The organism is Lysinibacillus alkalisoli (assembly GCF_014643595.1).
Lineage (GTDB): Bacteria > Bacillota > Bacilli > Bacillales_A > Planococcaceae > Metalysinibacillus > Metalysinibacillus alkalisoli.
On record NZ_BMJT01000002.1, the window covers coordinates 99,176 to 119,882 of the forward strand.

A 20,707-nucleotide genomic window follows, 5' to 3' on the forward strand; every position below is an offset into this window, starting at 1 on the left:
TGTGGTGGGCGAAATTCACATAATGAAAAACGTTTATTTTCGGAGAAAAAATTTTTATAATATAATAAATTTCAGCATTTTAATATTGTTTTTATTCATTATAGTTAAAAAAAGGGATAAAAACATAAAGATTACATCATTTAAACTCATACTTTATTCGTGATTAATGAGAAGTGAAAAATAAGTAAAAAGTAATGAAACTTATGATATATTCAAAAAATAGGTGAAAAAACATAGTTATTTTTAATGCATAACATTAAAAATAGATGTAATATCTGAAGATTTAAAAATATGTTTTGTTATTATAGTTCTTTGTACTCAAATAAAACAAAAGAATTTGAATGTTATTGTTAGTTTTGTTTATCCATAATAAAAAAATAAAAGAAAACAACCTTTTTTGGTAGATAAAAGTCAGTAATATATGGAAATTGCTTGTATTAATGTGTAACATACATCATTAAAATATCAAATTAGCGAGTTTTGTTACCTTTTATCATTTGTATTAATAACAATGTGTTAGCTTGGCAAATAGGGATTCTCGAAAAAAATATTACTTTATACTACCTAAAAATATAATATAAAAATGATATTTGGAGGGATTTTATACTACAATAAAATCCTTATATTTGAAAAAACTGTGTTATATTGTAGCTAAATCAGTAAGATGATGGAAAGTAACGGAGTGATGGCGATTGAAAGGAATTAAACGAAATAAAAAATGGATGGTAATGGATGTTTTAGTGCTCAGCATAGCTCATGTCACTACACATTTTTTATTATTAGAGTATAACGCTAAAACATTTTGGATTAGCTATATAACATTGTTAATTGCATTTATAACCATGTCGCAATTATCTCATTTTTATTATAGAGATATGAGGACAATGCCGAGCCATCAATTATTAATACATGTACTTAGCATTACAGCAGCATTAAGTATACCTACTTTTCTTGTTGTTGGAAATCTAGTAGCAGGCATTGTATTTACAACAATTGCGATCACACTCATTTGGTGTTCACGTGCAGCAATACAATGGCAAATCCCTAAAGTACAACCTCAAGAAAATCGAATACGTACGATTGTAATTGGTGCAGGTGAAGCAGGGCGTTTAGTCGTACAACGATTAAAAAATCATTCTTCCTATCAAATCATTGGCTTTGTGGATGATGACTATCAAAAAATTGGTTATGAAATTCATCAAATACCCGTCCTCAGTGAAATTAAACTCTTGCCAAGTACAGTGGCTAAACTACAAGTAGAACAAATTTTAATTGCTATTCCATCCCTATCAAAAGAGAGGTTAGCAAAGATTATGCAACTTTGTGTGACAACAGGGCTAAAAACTCGTATTGTTCCTTCGTTAGAAGAGATGCTCATACACAATGTTGCCATTAATAAAGTGAGAGACATTAACATTGATGATTTGCTTGGACGTGATGAAGTGACATTGGATGAAGAAGCTTTACGAAGTACAGTAACAAAGCGCACCGTGCTTGTGACAGGTGCGGGGGGCTCGATTGGTTCAGAAATTTGCCGTCAATTAGCAAACTTGCAACCTGACCAGTTAATTTTACTTGGTCATGGCGAAAACTCGATTTATGCAATCTATGAAGAGCTGAAAAGTAGTACAAGTATTCCTTTAGTAAAAGTGATTGCTGATATTCGTGACGAATCCGCCATTAATGATGTCATGGCACAATACCAACCACATATTGTTTATCATGCGGCAGCGCATAAACATGTGCCATTGATGGAAGATAATGCAAGAGAAAGTGTGAAAAACAATGTTTTCGGAACAAAAATTGTTGCCACTGCAGCTAAGCGACATGCAGTAGAGCGTTTTGTATTAATTTCTTCTGATAAAGCAGTAGACCCACCTAATATTATGGGAGCTACTAAGCGTATTGCAGAGATGGTTATTCAACAATTAGCGTTAACAGGCACTACAAAATTTGCCATCGTACGTTTTGGTAATGTATTAGGTTCTCGTGGTTCGGTAATTCCACTTTTTCAACAACAAATCACAAGAGGGGGACCTATTACGATTACAGACGAGCGTATGACGAGATACTTTATGACCATACCAGAAGCCTCTCGTTTAGTGTTACAAGCTTCCGCATTAACAGAAGGTGGAGAAGTATTCGTATTGGATATGGGTGAACCTGTGAAAATAATAGAACTTGCTAAAAGTTTAATCCATTTATCAGGTTTATCAGCGTCAGCTATTGAAATTAAGGTGACGGGTATGCGAGCAGGAGAGAAATTGCACGAATCCTTACAAGGCACTCATGAAAAAATTTTACGTAAAGCATTTAATAAAATTTATGTGATGCGTACACCTTGTTGCGAGCCAGCATATTTAACCACTTTTTTTCATGAAGTTTGGCATGTACCAGAAACACAACTAAAAGCATATATTTTAGATTTTGCAAATGCAGAGCCAGCCATGGCAAAGCGGAGCGAGGGGGGAGTCACATGAAAATTTTAGTGACAGGTGTAGCGGGATTTATCGGCTTTCATACAGCACAACGTTTATTGCATGAAGGGTATGAGGTTATCGGTATTGATAACATCAATGATTATTATGATGTGACATTAAAAGAAAAACGGTTGCAACAGCTGCAACATAAACACTTTACGTTTTATAAAGTGGATATTACCGATCAAGTAGCCCTGCAATATGTATTTCAACAGCATGTGTTTGAACGCATCATTCATTTAGCAGCGCAAGCAGGTGTGCGTTACAGCATTACTAACCCAGAAGCTTATATACAGTCAAATATTGTAGGTTATTTTTATATTTTAGAATGTGCTAGACAGTATCGTGTATCTCATGTGTTATATGCTTCCTCTAGTTCCGTTTACGGCGCAAATGATCGTTTGCCGTTTGCTGCACAAGATCAAGTAGACCAACCGATTAGTTTATATGCCGCAACGAAGAAATCTAATGAATTAATGGCACATAGCTATAGCAGTTTATATCAAATCCCCACAACAGGATTACGCTTTTTCACAGCATATGGGCCTTGGGGGCGACCTGATATGGCACTCTTTACATTTACGGAGAAGATTATCAATGGAGAACCTATAGATATTTATAATAATGGCGAGATGTTGCGTGATTTTACGTATATTGACGACATAGTAGACGGAATTTTCCGATTGCTTCATGTTATACCTCAAGGAAGTATCCCGTATGATGTCTTTAATATTGGCAACAATCAGCCCGTACTGCTACTTGATTTTATTGAGACATTAGAGAAAACACTCGGTATGACAGCTCGAAAAAATTTCATGCCTTTACAACAAGGAGATGTGATAAATACATTTGCTGATATTACACCATTACAACGGGCAACAGGTTTTCGTGCCAACACATCTATTGTTGAAGGAATTGAACAGTTTGTCGCATGGTATATAGCACATTATCAAATGGAGGAGGCATTTTCGTATGAATCAAAGTAAAGTGGGCGTTGTCGGATTAGGGTATGTCGGTTTACCAGTAGCTGTTGCATTTGGTAAGCATTTTCCTGTCATTGGATTTGATATTAACGAGGAACGAATTACAACGTTAAAACAAGGTTATGACACAACAAAAGAAGTGGAGCCATTTGAATTATTAACATCGAATGTTTTCTTTACGACAGCACCTTCACTACTCAGTGAATGTGATTACATTATCGTTGCTGTACCAACACCACTAGATGCTTATAACTTACCTTATTTAGAGCCAATTTTAAAGGCAAGTAAAATGGTAGGACAGCATATCAAGCCTGGCGCTACAGTTATTTTCGAATCTACCGTATACCCAGGTTTAACAGAAGAAGAATGTTTGCCATTATTAGAGCGTTTTTCACATATGAAAGCAGGCACAGACTTCTTCATTGGCTATTCGCCAGAGCGTATTAATCCGGGGGATAAACAAAATAATTTTACGTCAATCATGAAAGTAGTAGCAGGTATGGATGAGCTCACAACGGAAAAGATTGCACAGCTCTATCGCACTGTTGTAAAAGCGGGTGTACATAAAGCCCCGTCTATTAAAGTAGCGGAAGCGGCTAAGGTGATTGAGAATACCCAGCGAGATATTAATATTGCCTTTATGAATGAGGTTGCGATGTTATTAGATGCGATGGATATTGATACAAAGGCAGTATTAGATGCCGCAAGTACAAAATGGAATTTCTTGCCCTTTACACCAGGGCTAGTAGGTGGTCATTGCATTGGGGTGGACCCTTATTATCTTGCTTATAAAGCAAAAGAGTACCAAGTGACACCTAAAATGATTTTAAGTGGTCGTGATATTAATAATAATATGGCTAACTATATGATTCATAAAATTTTACAAGAAATGAAAAATCAAAATATGACTGTAAAAGGAGCCGTTGTCACAATTTTAGGGATTACCTTTAAACCGAATGTGCCAGATATTCGTAACACACAAATTGTCAAGGTGATTCATGAGTTAAAAGTGCGTGGTATGAACGTTCAAGTCCATGATAGTTATGCCGATAAGGCGCAAGTTCTTGAACAATTTGGTATTGAATTAATGCCTTATAATGAGCTGATGCCTGCAAATATTGTTGTGCTAGCTACACCACATCAGCAATATATTAGGCAATATGATGAAAAATTTCCGTTTACACATTTGTTAAAAGGTAATAAGAGTATTATGTTTGACGTTAAACACATGTCGTTAAAAGCAATGAAACATAATAATTATAAAGTTGTGGCTAATCAAGCTGTACTATAAAATGAAAAAAATTAAAGGAGGTGGTGTTTTACCACAAGTGTCGCAAAAATAGATGAAGTTGATGATACATCGGTAACGGAGCAAACTACTAATAGAAACGGAGAGAACAAAATGGTGAAGTATAAATCAAAATGGGTTACAAGTATGGCTGCCTCAGTATTAGCATTAAGCGTTGTCGCATCACCACTTGCAGTAGTAGTAGGAGAAGATGGGAAAATTAAAGTGACAGAAAATCAAGCAGACGCTGCGCTTCTTGATATTGAGTTACTTAGCGATACAAAGTTGACAAATGATGGAGGAACTACAGCGACACATCGTTTTGACTTAAATCAAAACGGCTCGCAAGAAGTTATCTTTGATATCGAAGGTAAAGCTTTAGCTAATGCTTCAGCAGTAGTAAGCGGCAAGAAAACAGCTGTTATTACAGTACCAGAAGAGTTAGCAGGACATGTACAGGCGAATGGTGAGGCAAGTATTGATTCATCCATTACGCTACGCATTAATGAAGTCCAAGGTATCCAAACCGTTATTACAACAACAAACACTTTGCTCGATGCTGTAGCTTCCATTATTGATAATAAAGTTGTCGGACATTTGGTAAAAATTAATGTAAAAGAAGTAAGAGATAATTTAAATTTACTTGAGAACTTATCAGAATTTGGGCAAGGTCAGTTTAAAGCGCCAATTACAGTTACGCCAGATGGTCGCATTGTAAAAGCGGAGTTAAATGGTGGATTAGGACCAATCATCGCACAAAGTATTAATCGTGTGTTAACGGACTTACAAGCAGCTGTGAATGCTATAAATGTTGATATTACATTAGTACCAGATACACCTATATTAGGACCGTTGAATCCGAGAACGGTTGTTAATGGTTTAATTGATACTTTATTTGCTCCAGCCAAGCTTGCAGCAAAAGGAGCTATTGAAGTGGCTAAAGGCGGTTTAACAGTAGGAGGAGCCTTAGTTAATCAATTAGCAGATGCAGCTGTATTAGGGGATACGCGTGTCAAATTACCGACAAAAATTAATGGCGATGTAGCTTATTTAAAAAATAATCCTTCATTAGATGCTCAGTTTGCTGGCTCAGTGGTACATGGCAATGTACTTGACTTAGATATTTTAAGTGGTGCAGATGGTAAGAGCACATTGTATTACAAAGGTGACACAACGGCATTACAACCCACATTAACGCTAGATCCTGTAACAGGTGACTCAACAACAGGTTACGAAGTAAAAGGAACAACAACACCAAATACAACAGTAACGATTAAAGATAGTACAGGTAAAACAGTAGGCACAACAACTTCAGGAGCAGATGGTTCATTTACAATCGCAGTTGATGGTTCAGTTGGGCAAGAAGTGACACTTACAGTAACAGCGAAAAATGATTATGGTGAAAAACAAGGTACAGTGACAACACCGAAAGACCAAGCAGTAGCTCCATCAGCCCCAACAGATGTAGCAACAACAGGTAACTCTACAGATGGCTACGAAGTAACAGGTAAAACAGAGCCAGGTGCAACGGTGAATGTCTACGATAAAGATAATAACAAAGTCGGTACAGGTACAGCAGACAATAATGGTAACTTTACTGTTACTGTGCCAGGCACAGTAGGTCCAGAGCAAGATTTAACGGTTAAAGGTGAAAATAGTGCAGGTGAAGGCGATAGCACAACAACAAAAACGCCGAAAGACCAAGCAGTAGCTCCATCTGCTCCAACAGATGTAGCAACAACAGGTAATTCGACGTCAGGTTATACCGTAACAGGTAAAGCAGAACCAGGTGCAACCGTAAATATCTACGACAAAGATAATAATAAAGTAGGCACAGGTACTACTCATACTGACGGTACATTTACCGTACAGGTTCCGGGTAGTGTTGGTCAAGAGGCAGATTTAACTGTTAAGGCACAAAATAATGCAGGTGAAGGTAATGGCACTACGACGAAAACACCGAAAGACCAAGCAGTAGCTCCATCAGCCCCAACAGATGTAGCAACAACAGGTAACTCCACAGATGGCTATGAGGTAAAAGGTAAGGCAGAGCCAGGTGCAACGGTGAATGTCTACGACAAAGATAATAATAAAGTCGGTACAGGTACAGCAGACAATAATGGTAACTTTACTGTTACTGTGCCAGGTACAGTAGGCGGTGAGCAAGACTTAACCGTTAAGGCACAAAATGATGCCGGTGAAGGTGATGGTGCTACAACGAAAACACCGAAGGATAGTGATACAACGGGCCCTGAAGCACCTACTGACTTAAAGGTAACGGGTAATCCAGACGATGGTTATACTGTAACAGGTAAAACAGAACCAGGCGCAGAGGTAGTCATTACAGATGCTAATGGTACAGAAGTGGGTACAGGTACAGCAGATGGTGATGGCAACTTCTCTATTGATGTGCCAGGTACGGTAGGTCCAGACAAAGATTTAACGGTTACTCCAACAGATAAAGATGGAAATAAAGGAGATTCAGGTCATGTGAAAACACCACCTGCCGAGGCAACAGATACAGGTGAGATTTCAATCAATGGTATTGAAGAATTTAATTATGTGATTACAGGTACAGCACCAAAAGCAACGAAAAAAGTTAAATTAATTGTGAATGGTCACTCTTTAGTAACAGCTGATGTAGCAGCGGATGGTACATTTACATTTGACCGCAAATATGTTTATGACAAAGATGGCAATAAAAAAGTATTAGGCGCTGGCGATGTGATCCGTGTGGAGCATTTTGGAGCTGGTGGTGAAAAGATAGTAGCTGCTGAGACGGTAGTGACTGCAGCTAACTTAGAGATTACTGTACAAGATATACAAGTTGACCCACGTAACTTTGATATGACAACGATTACGGGTACAGCAGGCCCCAACGTTAATCGAGTACTTTTAAATGTCAATGGACATGATTTACAAGTGGCGACAGTGACTGCGGAAGGCAAGTATTCATTTGAGCGCAAGTATGTATATGATAACGCAGGTAATAAAAAATTATTTGGCGCAGGAGATATTGTTAAAATTTCTGCTTATGATTCAGGTAAACAACATTACTTTGTTGAAACAACCGTATCGGAAGCTGAAGTAGCGCCAATTGAAATCTTAAATGTTGATGCAGATAATGGTGTAATTACAGGCACGACAGACAAATCTGTAACAAAAGTGATGTTATCGCTAAATGGCCAAAATTTATCGGTTTATGAAGTAGCAGATGGTGCATTTACCATTAATCGTAAATACTTTAAAGTAGGCAATGAACTGCGTAAGCTAAAAGCAGGCGATGAAATTACGGTACGTAATTACGAGAAATTAAAATCAGGTTCAGCAACGTTTATCGTTAAATAACTTTATGGTAGAGGGTAGGGCGAGTTATCGCTTTACCCTCACTATTTCAAAATGGAGTGATATGTGATGTGGAAATTAACAAAGACAATTACGATTTTAGCGATAACTTTAGCTATTGTAACAGCATGTACCAAACAGCAAGATAGTGGCGATGAGCAAGCCAAAAAAACAACGATTAAAACGGGCGATATTAAAGAAGATTATAAAGAGATGACGGTTAACGATTTTGTCTTAAAATTATCATCTACATCTGTAAAAGACGATACGTTAACTTTACATTTAGATGTAGAAAATCAGTTTGAAGATGAACGATTATTTGATGCACTTGTATTAAATATACAAAATGCAGATGGCGATAACTTAGCTGTTGCGGCAGACAACAACTTAGGACAAGCACTTAAATCCGGCGAGAAAACAGAAGGTGTTGTATCGTTTAACGCGATTGGTGATGGTCCTTATGAAGTGATTTATGATGACTTAGAAGGCACAGAGCAAAAGCTATGGGAAATTAATCGCTAAGGAGTGAATGAAATGCCGTTTAAAAAGCATGAAGCGATCGATGCTAAAGAGTATATTTTTGAAGCATTTAAGAAATTATTGAAGGATCAACATTACGACAAAATAACGGTGTTAGATATCACAAATCAAGCTCAAATCAATCGTGCAACATTTTATTTATATTTTAAAGATAAACAAGAATTATATACTATTTTTTATCAACGTTATATGAAACAAATTGAGCATATTTTAAGTGCTCTTAAAAGCCCGACCTATATTAACAAAAAAATTGAGTTATACACAACAACGCCATTACCGCCAATTACCGCGATGTTAAGTTATTTACGCAAAGAGAAAAATGTCACTAAGACTTTATTTGGTGATACAGGGCATATTAAAGTACTGCGTGACTTGAGTGATCTTTTTGAACGTTACTACTTGTTTTTATATAACAAAGACCGTCCCGTCCGTTTTATTAAAAAAGGTAAAACTATTGAAAATGATACACGTTATATATTGATTGCTCTAGTGGGTATGGTAGTACGCTGGATTGAAGATGATATGAAACGTCCAGTAGATGAGGTAGCGATTGATTTCGTTAAATTTTCATTAAAGTTATGAGGTGGGGAGTCAATGTTATTTGTAACAGGGTTAACAGGTAACACAGGGCAACAATTTCTCGCACTATGTCAGGAAAGTGATTTCCCTATTGTAACCATCACAAGAGATCGTTCAAAACAATCAACTGCTCATGTGATTTATATACATGGCGATTTATCGGATAAAGATTTGGTGGCACAATTGCTCACAAAATATCCTATTACAGAAATGATACACATTGCTAATATTCGCTTTACACCAATGCTCATGCAACTTGCAGAGCAATATGCAGTGAAACGTGTAATTGCTGTCCATACTACAGGTGTTTATTCAATCTATCAAGAAGCAAGAGCACAGTATGAAGAAATTGAGCATACCATTTTTTCTCAGTCATACCATGTACCTTATGTGATTGTAAGACCGACAATGATTTATGGTAATGACCAAGACCATAATATGCATAAACTCATTCGTTTTTTACAGTGTAGTCGTGTATTTCCAATGTTTGGCTCAGGGGAGTCAACGATGCAACCTGTACATGTAGAAGATTTGGCACAAGCGATTTATGATATTTATCAGCAAAAAAACATACGTAATATGGATTTTGATTTATCTGGCGGAAGTGTCAAGACGTATAAAGCTATTGTGCAGTTGATTGCACGTGAATTGAATCGCTCTATAGTCCTTTGTTATGTGCCCCTTACTTGGGCACAAAAAATTGTGACATGGCTACCACAATCCATTATTAAAGAAGAACAAGTCAAGCGTTTACAAGAAGATAAAGCATATCCACACAATAAAGCAACGCAAGTCTTTGGCTATCAACCACGAAGTTTTGAGCAAGGCATACGACAAGAAATCACGTTGTTAAAGCGAAAGGGGCTACTTTAATTATGAAGGTTTTACAAGTGACAGCCATTGATTTTACAGCACAAAAATTTTTATTACCACTCGTAGATACATTACAAAACAAGGGGTACACGACACATATTGCTTGCTGTGTAAGTGATGAGAGTCAAGCAATGTTACAAGCCTATCAAGTACATCACATTCCATTTAGTCGCAGTTTACAAATAACAGCTCATGTTAAAAGTATTGCGGCACTCTATCAGTTATTGCGCCAAGAGCGATATGATGTGGTACATGCACATACGCCAATAGCTAGTTTAATTGCGCGTTTTGCGGCAAAATTAGCAGGCGTTCCTACTATTATTTATACTGCGCATGGCTTTTATTTTCATGATAATATGCCCAAATGGCAATATGCTGTAGCTTATCATTTAGAGAAAGTGTTTGCTCGCCTTTTTACCGACGAAATCTTTTTTCAAAGTATCGAGGATTATACATTAGCAGTAGAAAAGCGCTTTAAAGCACCGCAATATTTAACACATATTAGTAACGGTGTAGACCGCAATAAATTTAATCCAGCGCATTATAAGCATTCCATAATTCGGGACCAGCTAGGGATTGACCAACAAGCACCTGTTTTTATTTTTGTGGGTCGTCTTGTGAAGGAGAAAGGTGTGGAAGAGTTAATTCAAGCATTTGAACAATTACCTCAGCAAGAGGCATATCTTCTTATTGTAGGTGATACAGTAAATGGTGATCGTAGTTTAGCTAATCTCACAACCCATCATCCACGCATCCTATTTTTAGGCTTACGACATGATATCCCAGCGTTACTACATGCGGCAGATATTTTTGTCTTGCCCTCCTATCGTGAGGGTTTGCCACGTTCGATTATTGAAGCGATGGCAATGGGTAAAGCGATTATTGCAACTAATATTAGAGGGTGTCGTGAAGAAGTTAGTCATGCCGTGAATGGGCTATTATGTGAGCCAGCAGATGTGGATAGCTTAAAAGAGTGTATGGCATATTTACTCTCAACACCAATACTTATTCAACAATACGGTGCAAAAAGCCGCGCTATATTCTTAAATCAATTTGATGAAGCTATCGTTTTACAAAAACAAGTAGATGTCTATCATACTTTGCAAACGACAAGCGAAAGGGTGACGCCTTCTGTATGAAACGTTTTTCTGACGTTGTATTAGCAACATTATTAGTAGTAGTAACTTGTGTGCCAATGATAATGATTGCTGTTTGGATTAAATATGATTCACCTGGGCCTATCATATTCAAACAAAAACGCGCAGGGCAACATCATCAAAATTTTTATATTTGGAAGTTTCGCACCATGTACATCAATACACCCAATGTTGCTACTGATGCTTTAGCTAACCATGCGCAATATATTACACCAAGTGGACGCTTTTTACGTAAAACGAGCTTGGATGAATTACCACAACTCATTAATATTATAAGAGGCGATATGTCTTTTGTTGGTCCGAGACCGGCACTGTACACTCAATACGAATTAATTGAAATGCGCGAAATGTGTAATATTGAATCTGTAAAGCCAGGTTTAACAGGTTATGCTCAAATTAATGGACGCGATTTTATCACAGATGAACAAAAAGTATACTATGACCAATATTATGTGGAGCATAGAGGGTGGCGTTTGGATTGTTATATTATGTTTCATACTTTTATTCGCGTACTTGCCACGCGTGATATTAAGTCATAATCGCATGAGAAACATGTTTGCACAAATGATGCAAACATGTTTTTATATTCATCACTAAGAGGGATGGTTATCATTTGTGTTAGAGTATGACTTGTTCTGTTAGATATCTAATGTTATTGCCTTTACGTTGCGTAAATGGCATAAGAGTTGCTATATGCAACGGGTACAATATGGTATAACAGAACAGAAAGGTGGTTCAAGTATGAATAAGAAAGTAGTAATAGGATTAGGTGCAGTAGCTATAATAGCAATTGTCTAGAATTATATGAACGTAACACGTGTTGATGTCTCAGAGGAGATGGAAATCCCGCTACAGCATAAGCAAGCTATTGCAGTTGAAACAACTAATGCCGACATTGAAGTTGTGGCAACAGACCAACATAACATTACGGTAGCTGTCACAGGGCAGGTGTCACCCAAGTATAAAGAAATGACGAAGCTACACGTCGAAAAAAGCGAAGATACTATTGAGCTTACATATAAGCCAAGCAATCATATTAGTATCTTTGCATGGAGTAGAGCGAAAAATGTAAAAATGACAGTATATGTGCCAAATAAAATAACAAATATTACGTTAAAAACGTCATCAGGGGATCAAGTCATCAAAGAAATAAGGACTGCACAATCGATAATAGCGAATGCCACAAGTGGTGATATTAAGGCAAACTATATTCATGCCATGAAAATGGAGATGGTAGCGACAAGTGGTGATATTATAGCCAAGAATATTACGAGTGAACAACATAAAATGATAACGACAAGTGGTGACGTCACATTACATAATAGTGAAGCACAAACAATAACCTTACATGCCACAAGTGGTGATATTACAGCCAATGCGCTAAAAGCTGCACAACTTGAAGTTGAAACGACAAGTGGAGAGCAAACATTTCGTGAAATTGCAACAACAAATGCAACCATGATAGCTACGAGTGGTGACATTGTCATAGACTTTATAAAGTGGGATGGCACCATAAAAGCTCATACAACAAGTGGAGAGCAAAACATACAACTCCCAGAAAAAAATAAAGATTTTAGCATAAAAGCCAATGTCACATCAGGTGATATTGTTATTGATATAGGCGATATTAAGCAAGAATTTAGCAAGGCAACAACGATCAATATGGGCAAAGGTACACAACAAATCCAAACAGAAGCGACGAACGGTGATATTGTTATTCGTCAATCATCATAAAATAACCTTGATTGTAACAGTACACTTATCTTGCTCTACAGATATAGAGTGGTGATATTGATAAATCATTTCATTTGAAATATTATATTCCATTTATTATATCTTTTGTTTAATTTATTACCATTATATAAATATATTTCCTTTAAATATAAAAAAGGTAGTTTATTTTGTTGAAAAAAATAGCAACTATAGGATTAGCCGCAACAATTAGTCTAGTATCAATATCTGTGTTTGCAGGGACACTAAGTAACCAAACAAATGCAAGTTATGGCGCTAATCGTCTATATAGCGTTTTAGATTATGGGGGACATTATTTTCACACTTTATGCAATCCTTGAATAAGGGAGAAAAATATACATTAATGATTGCATATAATGGCTATAGTTTAATTTCAAAAAGCAATGATTCACACCAAAGATTAGGTGAAATCATTGCTTTTTTATAATAAAAAATTGAGTAATATGTATTATTAATCGGATAAAGTTCCATACTAAAATGATAAAAGAGATTAGTATCTTTTAGTTGGATTTATCAATGGGATTTACTTATGTTAATCAAAAATTTACGATATATTCAAATTTTTATAACAGTAATTTGCTAATGTGGGAGTGTAATAGCAGAGAGGAGGGAAAATAATGAAAATACCAAACAAGTTTATTGCTATTATTACTATGCTTTTGTGTGTAAATATAGTCAGCGTTAGTACAACGTATGCAGAAGGTTTAGACGACCCTGCACCAGAGATTGTGCCAACACAGCCGAATGGCCAATCTGTACTCTTCGATAATATGCATGCTCAAACTGCTGGGCAAGCGGATTGGGTAATTGATGGTGCATTTTCTGACTTTGCAGAAGGGATTGCAAGTAGAGGTTATTACGTAACAGAGTTGCGTAAAACAACACCATTTACATGGCAAGACTTACAAAACTATGATGTATTTATTATTCCCGAAGCTAATATCCCTTTTAAAAAGTCTGAGCAAGATGCTATGATTGCCTATGTGGAAAACGGAGGTAGTATTTTCTTTATTTCTGACCATTATAATGCAGATCGTAATAAAAATCGCTGGGATTCTTCAGAAGTAATGAATGGTTATCGTAGAGGTGCCTATACAGATCCTACAAAAGGGATGTCAGTATCTGAGAAAAATTCAAATGCCATGCAAGGTATAGCGAGTACAGACTGGTTAAGTGATAACTTTGGTATTCGTTTCCGTTATAATGCCCTTGGCGATATTAAAACAACAGCAGTTGTTAACGCGCAAGATACATTTAATATCACAACAGGTGTGTCAACAGTGACCATGCATGCAGGTTCAACTTTAGCAATTACGAATCCTCAACAAGCAAAAGGGATTGTGCATATGCCAAATGGTTTAACAACAACTCATAAGTGGGGGCCATCTGTTGACCAAGGAGTATACCATGGCGGAGGTATTGCAGAGGGCGCATATGCTGCGATTGCTAAGTTAGGTGCAGGTAAGGCTGCTTTCATTGGTGACTCATCACCTGTAGAGGATGCTACACCAAAATATCGCAATGAAGAGACAGGAAAAATAAAGAAAACATATGATGGTTTTACCGATGCCGATAATGGTACATTACTGTTAAATATGGTAGACTGGTTAGCCAATCAAGAAGATTATCAGTCATTTATGGAAACAAATATCTCACGTGATACAGTATCGCCACAATTAGCGATAGAAGAACCTCTTCATTCAACGGAACCTCAACAAGAACCATGGTCAAATCCATTACCAACCTATCGTTGGTATGAGGCAACTTCCTTTGCTGCGGGTTCATTTGGTTCAAGTGAGTTACCTATAGCAGAGCCACTTTATAGGTTATTGCATAATGCTATAATGGCAAATCATACAACAGAAACTGTAACCGTAAAAATTGAAGGATTGCAACCAAACCAAATGATAACAGATATCACATTAGGTGCTTATATTACAGGTGGTCAGCAAATTGCTAAAGTACAAAATATAAATGGCTCTTGGCCAACAAGTTACGGATATAGTACCCCCTTCTCCATGTTAGCAAATGCACAAGGTGTGGCAACAAAGCAGATTAACATGCAGTTTAATCCAAATATTACCGGTCAAGCGAATCTACGTTTGCGTCAAAATAAAAACAATGTTGTAACACAGGCTATTACAATAAGTGTTGCTAAGCAGCGCGAGGCTATACAAGATAAAGTGGCAAATTGATGAATAGTCGTGGAAAAAGAAATAGCCATAGTATGAGCGCCAAAGCAGATTGCTTTATTTTGTATAAGCATGCTTTCTGTATGGTATATGAGGCGAACGAGGTCTGTGAAAAGCGTAAAAATAAATACTCATATAAAAAGGAATACCACAAATGCGGTATTCCTTTTCCTTTTTACTGTTATTTAATAAGTGGTAAGATTTGTTTGAACTCTGGTGTGCCAGCACGTGCCATTAACTCATAAATGACACTTTCTGTAGCTGTTGGGGCAATTCCTTTTGCCTTCATCTTATCAATGCCAATCCTTTTATTCGCTTCTGTGCGCGAGGATACAGCATCTACAACGACTTCTACTTCATAACCAAGTTGTTGTAGTGAAGCAGCAGTTTGGTAGACACAAATATGAGATTCAATACCGCAAACAATCATTTGTTTACGTGCCGTTTGTTGTAGGGCATTGGTAAATTGAGCGTTTAAACAAGCATTAAACTCGATTTTTTCAATAGGTTGTTGATGGGTTAAATGTTGAGCAATTTGTTCTGAGGTTTTACCTAAACCTTTAGGATATTGCTCTAACCATAAAATAGGCACATTAAAAATGGTAACGGCCTGTACCAAACGTTCAATATTAGCAAGAAGTCTTTCACTATCGTACACCATTTCTGCCAATTTCCCTTGTACATCCACAATCACTAAACAAGCTTCATCTTTGTTAATCATTTACATTCCCCCTTTAGTGTAAGTGTAGCATGAAAAGGGTAGTGTAAAAAAGAGAACGAGCACAAATTTGTGCTCGCCCTTCCTTTAGTTTGTAAAGTTTAATGATGTTAAGTATGCTAATAATGCAAGGAAACCAATTCCGAATACTGTTGACATTGTGAATGCCCTCCTTTAAAAAAACGTACAGTTTTACTCTTTTATTGTACAATGAAATGTAAAAGTATGAAACCTTTTATCCTACTTTTGCGTAGTAGTTTATATAAACCGTGATAAAAATTCAAAATTTTGTAGAAATAAAGAAGGTGAATGTAAATGAAAAAATGGTTAAAGCAAAGTTTAATGGTCACAGTAGCTTTTTTAACCTTTGGTGTCATTACACCAATGCACGAGATTTGGCACAATGACGATAGTGGTAAGGCAAGTGCTTCATCCTCATTTGCAGAAGCAGCAGATTTAGAAACACCAAAAACAGAAGTCGTTGAAGCAATCGAGCCAACACCCAAAAGTGAAGAACCATCACTACTAGACTTAGCTAAAGAACAATCATATGTCAAGTTTGGTACGCGCATCGCACCAAAAATTAGCGATGACTTTGATACCTATATCTTTCCTAAAATTGAGGAAGCCATCGCTTTGAACTGTGCAGAGTTAGATGAATTAACTATAACAGAAAATCCAAGCGGTGGTTATGCCGAAAAAATGTTTCATGTTCAACACCAAGGTAAAGACGTGATTCGCTTCCATGTGCGCACAGAAAATCGTCCAAGCGAGGGTTTCTATTACAATTTTCACTATCATGTAGCACAAGATAACTTCTCTACACACCACGATCTTGGCGAAATTTATTGGTCAAAAAACACACCACCTAAATGGCTGTCGTAAGTTGCAGTCTAAAATATATAATGAATAATAAGTTTGAGGCTGGGACATAACTAGTGTTCAGCCAAAGAAAAAGAGAAATTGAGCGCACTCAATTTCTCTTTTTCAATTTTTTATGGGTATTTTTATTGATTAGCTGTGAACTTGCGAAAGTTCACAGCTATCAATGCTAGTCCCATTTCATTCGCAACCTTCGTTTTGCCGCGAACGGAGAAGCGAGTGAAACGCAAATTAGCTTTCAGGTGACCAAAAACAGGTTCAACATCGATTTTACGTTTTCGATAAATCGCGCCTGTTTTTTCCGCTGAAAGCTTCGCTTTTACATAATTCTTTTGGTTTTCCCATTTTTCATTCACCATTAAGGTACGATGCTTCCCTTCCTTAGCTTTTGTACAGGACGTACGGAAAGGACAGTCTGTACAATTTTCGCATTGGTATACCTTGAACGTTCGGGTGAAGCCATTTCGGTCCGAACGGACCGAAGGGTAACGAAATGTTAGCGTTTGCTGGTTAGGACAGGTATAGCTATCTGTCGTTTCATCATAGGGCCAGTTAGCCGTGTTGAAGGGATTTTGTCGATACTTTTTCTTTTGTTCGTGTCGTTAAAAGTGATACGTGATGAGTGCTTCACGCTTGCGATTTGTCAGAATATCATCATAATTTTGTTCGCTGCCGTAGCCTGCATCTGCTACGCAAGGGCATACTGTCGTTCAGTCGCAATTTGTACGTTATACCCTGCTTTTAACTACCCATTTCTCATATAATCATCTTTCATCCGCATAAAAGTGGCATCCTGGTCTATCTTCGCATAACTATTTCGTGTGCCAAAAATCGTCATGTCCTTGGCGTATTTTTGTTTACGTAACACAAGGTCAATCCATGTTTTCCGCATGGCTTTCGGATGCTTACGTTGTCGGCGTAGGTGTTTTCTTTTCGGCGCATCTGTTGATCAAAGTCTTTGACGACCTCATCGACAGCTTCAATGACTTTGACAAGTTCAGGTAGCGTCAGTTCTTCTTCGTTTTCGCGTTGAATTGCCAGGATAATCGATTGGTCAAGTAATTCATCGTACACCGCCTGCGATTTTTCAATAAGATTAGTCTGGTAACGTACGATGGCTTTTTTCCACACAAAGGTGAATTTATTGGCGTTCGCTTCAATTTTCGTACCATCAATAAAAATCGCTTCGTTATCAATCTGTTTGGTTTCGATAAGTTGGCAACGGAATTGGACAAAGCATTGACGAAGTAATTCCTTCATATCTTTATGTACACGGAAGCGATTAATTGTACGATAACTCGGTTCATATCCTTGCGCCAACCACATCATACGAGGATGGTAAGCTGGACACCCCTCATTTCGAAGAAATGGTGCGAACGCTTCGTGTGGAATACTTTCCACTAAATTGTGGACATGAAAAGCAATATCGTTAGCTTATAATTTCATTTCAATATCTAGAGGCAAAATCAGTTGATTCATGGTATAATTTTTAAACATAAGAACACTTCTTTCTGTTGGATTTTGTTTTGGTGACTTTATTTTAACAGAAGGTGTTCTTTTTTAACCACAAAAATCAAAGCCCTTGAACTTTTACATTGCGTAAAAGTTCAAGGGCTTTTCATTTATAAGCAGGGTTATGTCCCAGCCTCTTTTTAATTGTGATAGCGCTTTTTTGTCTAATGTATATAATATAAAATCGATATATTTTGTATTATGTTTAAATCTACATAAAGTACCTTTTTTGTTTTTTTACAAATAAATATAAAATGTTTACAATTTGAGTAATTATATGGTAATATGGTTTGTAGAGAGATAAAGGAGGTTTCATTAATGAATTTAAAGAAAAAGTTTTTAAGTGCTGTGTTAGGTGCAGCTATTTGTACAAGTGCATTTGCTATAGAGGCAAATGCAAATTCCGATAAAACAGTTCTACCTTTTAACAATTTTACTATTTCATTTTTAAATGAGGCAAAAGCAACAGCGCCAATAAAAAAAATAAAGGATTCAACTAAACCAGGTGGCGAAGGTGCAGTTGTTAATCTAGATCGAGATAAGGGATCAGCTTGGATAACTAGCACAATTTATGCACCATATACAAGTACCAAATTTGCAGGTGGTTTGCTTCAAAGAGGACAGAGGGCAGTATTTCCTTACTTCAGACATGCTACTCTAGGACATGCATATGAATTACGTATGACAAAAACACATAATACAGGTAATCAAGGTAGTGCTATGAATAGGACAGTGACAATATCTGGTCGATGGTCGCCTGATACATATTAATAAGTGTAATAGTAAACCTAAACCTATACCAAAATGCATGGTATAGGTTTTTAAAATGGAGTGAAGATTATGAAATTTCTACGTTTATATAAATATCGATTTTGGAATAAGTATACGTTATTAAATAGTATGATACTGATGTTTATTTTGGTGTTTTCATACTTTATGTATAATGAACGTTTACAAATGTTAATACAAAGTATTTGGGAACGCCCTGGAGACCTTCATCCAGATGCGTATAAAAGTTTTATTTTATTAAATCTTGAAGGCGTATTGACTTGGGAGTATTTTGTTATGTATAGCATGTTTAATATGGCGTTAATCTTCCCTCTATTTAGTATATTACCTTGTATCCCTTTTACAAAAGACTTACATAGTTATTTTATTTATGGTAAACATCGTTTTGCTAACTTAAAGAAACAATATTGGTTCACTATCACGCAATATGCCAGTATAGTTACAATTACAGTTACTGTGAGTATGGCGTTTATTTTTACAATTGCAGGATTTTTCTCAGTCCCTAGCCTAACAAGTTTAGGTAGTATTGATACATGGTTGCCAGAAGGGTTTTATAGTGAATATCCGTATATTGTGTTTATGTTTATGATATTTTGCTATTATGGCTCCATGATATTTTCATATGCATTGTTAACTTTAGGCTTAGCATTATGGACCAACCGCGTATATATATTACCTATAGCAGTTTATCTTTTTTTTGTTGTACAAACGAGAATAGCAATTTATTTCAACTTACCTTATTTGGATATTCAGGCGAATATTGTAGCGTATAATACGACTGTCCCGTTATGGCAAATGTATGTTTCCATTTTATTTGTCGCTTTTATGGCAGTGATTATAATTTATTTTGGCATAAAAAAAATAAGCAAGGAGCACCTAGTATGAGTGTATTAATTGCAATAAGCATGGCATTTGTAGTGAGTTATATTAGCTATAATGTAGCAGATGGAGTGATTGCTAACTATGCCATATATCAAGAATTATTAGAATATGATCTACATAATATGGATTATTTAGCCATTATGTTAGGCTCTACAGATAGCACTACCTTTCCATTTGTTGATACGAGCAATTATATGGTAAGTATACCAAGCTTTTTGTTTTATATGGTAGGTATTTTACTAGCAGGGTGGCGCTTTATACGATTAGATCGCTCATATCATCCTTTATTATTAGCGAGATTACGTACACAGCAACATTTTTTGCGTTATTTGCAACGAGGTATATGTACAAAAATTATAGTATATAGCGTCAGTTATACTTTAATAAGTTATGGTGTAACCAAATTATTAGCCCCTTATCCTAAAGACTCATTAACGATAGAGACTGTTGCTATTATGCTGTTATTTACCATTTCACGTATAGTTTTATTGTATGGGCTAGCACAAATTATGTTACTCATCTATCTTAAAACAAATGCAATTATCGCACAATTTTACTTATTATTTATTATTATGCTGTGTTTAATTTTTGGAATGAATAGTGATGTAATAAATATTGTATTTTATAATCCGCGTTTATATTTTATACCAACTTTTATCGTTGCTACAGTATTGCTGATTAGTATTAAGAAAATTAAAGAGTCGATGGCTTATCAAGTGTTAGAAAAGGAGTAAT

General features: G+C 36.3%; 16 protein-coding genes and 1 pseudogene. 15 read left to right on the top strand and 2 right to left on the bottom strand.

What is annotated here, in order from left to right; all coding sequences use genetic code 11:
• Nucleotides 1-692 precede the first annotated feature (692 nt).
• The 11 genes from IEW44_RS02940 to IEW44_RS02990 all read left to right on the top strand — a co-directional run bounded on the left by IEW44_RS02940 (nucleotide 693) and on the right by IEW44_RS02990 (nucleotide 15,192).
• Nucleotides 693-2,480 carry a polysaccharide biosynthesis protein gene (locus tag IEW44_RS02940; protein WP_229704139.1) on the top strand — a complete coding sequence of 596 codons (1,788 nt, stop codon included), beginning with the start codon at nucleotides 693-695 and terminating at the stop codon, nucleotides 2,478-2,480.
• Entirely contained in the window at nucleotides 2,477-3,466 is a 990-nt protein-coding gene (locus IEW44_RS02945) for an SDR family NAD(P)-dependent oxidoreductase (protein ID WP_188613534.1), read from the top strand. Before IEW44_RS02940 ends, IEW44_RS02945 begins: the two co-directional genes overlap by 4 nt.
• Nucleotides 3,453-4,754, top strand: a complete 1,302-nt coding sequence (locus IEW44_RS02950; protein ID WP_188613535.1) for a nucleotide sugar dehydrogenase — start codon at nucleotides 3,453-3,455, stop codon at nucleotides 4,752-4,754. The genes IEW44_RS02945 and IEW44_RS02950 overlap by 14 nt, the downstream gene beginning before the upstream one ends.
• Nucleotides 4,755-4,865: 111 nt before the next feature.
• A complete protein-coding gene (locus tag IEW44_RS02955; protein WP_188613536.1) occupies nucleotides 4,866-8,099 on the top strand; it encodes an adhesive domain-containing protein in 3,234 nt (1,077 codons plus the stop codon).
• A 66-nt stretch (nucleotides 8,100-8,165) separates the two neighbouring features.
• A complete protein-coding gene (locus IEW44_RS02960) occupies nucleotides 8,166-8,618 on the top strand; it encodes a DUF4352 domain-containing protein (RefSeq protein WP_188613537.1) in 453 nt (150 codons plus the stop codon).
• Nucleotides 8,619-8,630: 12 nt separating this feature from the next.
• Entirely contained in the window at nucleotides 8,631-9,218 is a 588-nt protein-coding gene (locus IEW44_RS02965; protein WP_188613538.1) for a TetR/AcrR family transcriptional regulator, read from the top strand.
• 12 nt (nucleotides 9,219-9,230) lie between these two features.
• A complete protein-coding gene (locus tag IEW44_RS02970) occupies nucleotides 9,231-10,088 on the top strand; it encodes an NAD-dependent epimerase/dehydratase family protein (RefSeq protein ID WP_188613539.1) in 858 nt (285 codons plus the stop codon).
• Nucleotides 10,089-10,090: 2 nt separating this feature from the next.
• Nucleotides 10,091-11,227 carry a glycosyltransferase family 4 protein gene (locus IEW44_RS02975; RefSeq protein ID WP_188613540.1) on the top strand — a complete coding sequence of 379 codons (1,137 nt, stop codon included), beginning with the start codon at nucleotides 10,091-10,093 and terminating at the stop codon, nucleotides 11,225-11,227.
• Nucleotides 11,224-11,784 (top strand): sugar transferase, encoded by a 561-nt coding sequence (locus IEW44_RS02980; protein WP_188613541.1) that lies wholly within the window; start codon nucleotides 11,224-11,226, stop codon nucleotides 11,782-11,784. The genes IEW44_RS02975 and IEW44_RS02980 overlap by 4 nt, the downstream gene beginning before the upstream one ends.
• Nucleotides 11,785-12,049: 265 nt before the next feature.
• Nucleotides 12,050-12,979 (top strand): DUF4097 family beta strand repeat-containing protein, encoded by a 930-nt coding sequence (locus IEW44_RS02985; RefSeq protein ID WP_188613542.1) that lies wholly within the window; start codon nucleotides 12,050-12,052, stop codon nucleotides 12,977-12,979.
• Nucleotides 12,980-13,614: 635 nt separating this feature from the next.
• Nucleotides 13,615-15,192: a DNA-binding protein gene (locus IEW44_RS02990; protein WP_188613543.1), complete on the top strand. Its 1,578-nt coding sequence runs from the start codon at nucleotides 13,615-13,617 to the stop codon at nucleotides 15,190-15,192.
• A 178-nt stretch (nucleotides 15,193-15,370) separates the two neighbouring features.
• Here IEW44_RS02990 and IEW44_RS02995 read toward each other — a convergent pair whose 3' ends face one another.
• Nucleotides 15,371-15,910, bottom strand: a complete 540-nt coding sequence (locus IEW44_RS02995; RefSeq protein ID WP_188613544.1) for a hydrolase — start codon at nucleotides 15,908-15,910, stop codon at nucleotides 15,371-15,373.
• Between the two features lie 312 nt (nucleotides 15,911-16,222).
• On the opposite strand from IEW44_RS02995, the gene IEW44_RS03000 reads away from it, so the two are divergent.
• Nucleotides 16,223-16,792, top strand: coding sequence for a YpjP family protein (locus IEW44_RS03000; RefSeq protein WP_188613545.1), 570 nt, complete (start codon nucleotides 16,223-16,225; stop codon nucleotides 16,790-16,792).
• Between the two features lie 122 nt (nucleotides 16,793-16,914).
• Here the strand turns inward: IEW44_RS03000 and IEW44_RS03005 are convergent.
• Nucleotides 16,915-18,286 (bottom strand): annotated as a pseudogene (locus IEW44_RS03005) (transposase).
• Between the two features lie 333 nt (nucleotides 18,287-18,619).
• Here IEW44_RS03005 and IEW44_RS03010 point away from each other — a divergent pair.
• The 3 genes from IEW44_RS03010 (at nucleotide 18,620) to IEW44_RS03020 (ending at nucleotide 20,706) form a co-directional block, all read left to right on the top strand.
• Nucleotides 18,620-19,072, top strand: coding sequence for a hypothetical protein (locus tag IEW44_RS03010; protein WP_188613546.1), 453 nt, complete (start codon nucleotides 18,620-18,622; stop codon nucleotides 19,070-19,072).
• A 69-nt stretch (nucleotides 19,073-19,141) separates the two neighbouring features.
• Nucleotides 19,142-19,975 carry a hypothetical protein gene (locus IEW44_RS03015; protein WP_188613547.1) on the top strand — a complete coding sequence of 278 codons (834 nt, stop codon included), beginning with the start codon at nucleotides 19,142-19,144 and terminating at the stop codon, nucleotides 19,973-19,975.
• The gene (locus IEW44_RS03020) at nucleotides 19,972-20,706 is read left to right on the top strand and encodes a hypothetical protein (protein ID WP_188613548.1); all 735 of its coding nucleotides are present in this window, start codon (nucleotides 19,972-19,974) and stop codon (nucleotides 20,704-20,706) included. The genes IEW44_RS03015 and IEW44_RS03020 overlap by 4 nt, the downstream gene beginning before the upstream one ends.
• Nucleotide 20,707: the final 1 nt, after the last annotated feature.

Bases quoted from the DNA above. Each gene is read 5' to 3' on its own strand.
- IEW44_RS03000 (WP_188613545.1), top strand. From the start codon at position 16,223: ATGAAAAAATGGTTAAAGCAAAGTTTAATGGTCACAGTAGCTTTTTTA.
- IEW44_RS02990 (WP_188613543.1), top strand. From the start codon at position 13,615: ATGAAAATACCAAACAAGTTTATTGCTATTATTACTATGCTTTTGTGT.
- IEW44_RS02975 (WP_188613540.1), top strand. From the start codon at position 10,091: ATGAAGGTTTTACAAGTGACAGCCATTGATTTTACAGCACAAAAATTT.
- IEW44_RS02965 (WP_188613538.1), top strand. From the start codon at position 8,631: ATGCCGTTTAAAAAGCATGAAGCGATCGATGCTAAAGAGTATATTTTT.
- IEW44_RS02955 (WP_188613536.1), top strand. From the start codon at position 4,866: ATGGTGAAGTATAAATCAAAATGGGTTACAAGTATGGCTGCCTCAGTA.
- IEW44_RS02950 (WP_188613535.1), top strand. From the start codon at position 3,453: ATGAATCAAAGTAAAGTGGGCGTTGTCGGATTAGGGTATGTCGGTTTA.
- IEW44_RS03015 (WP_188613547.1), top strand. From the start codon at position 19,142: ATGAAATTTCTACGTTTATATAAATATCGATTTTGGAATAAGTATACG.
- IEW44_RS02960 (WP_188613537.1), top strand. From the start codon at position 8,166: ATGTGGAAATTAACAAAGACAATTACGATTTTAGCGATAACTTTAGCT.
- IEW44_RS02985 (WP_188613542.1), top strand. From the start codon at position 12,050: ATGAACGTAACACGTGTTGATGTCTCAGAGGAGATGGAAATCCCGCTA.
- IEW44_RS02980 (WP_188613541.1), top strand. From the start codon at position 11,224: ATGAAACGTTTTTCTGACGTTGTATTAGCAACATTATTAGTAGTAGTA.
- IEW44_RS02995 (WP_188613544.1), bottom strand. From the start codon at position 15,910: ATGATTAACAAAGATGAAGCTTGTTTAGTGATTGTGGATGTACAAGGG.
- IEW44_RS03010 (WP_188613546.1), top strand. From the start codon at position 18,620: ATGAATTTAAAGAAAAAGTTTTTAAGTGCTGTGTTAGGTGCAGCTATT.
- IEW44_RS02945 (WP_188613534.1), top strand. From the start codon at position 2,477: ATGAAAATTTTAGTGACAGGTGTAGCGGGATTTATCGGCTTTCATACA.
- IEW44_RS03020 (WP_188613548.1), top strand. From the start codon at position 19,972: ATGAGTGTATTAATTGCAATAAGCATGGCATTTGTAGTGAGTTATATT.
- IEW44_RS02970 (WP_188613539.1), top strand. From the start codon at position 9,231: ATGTTATTTGTAACAGGGTTAACAGGTAACACAGGGCAACAATTTCTC.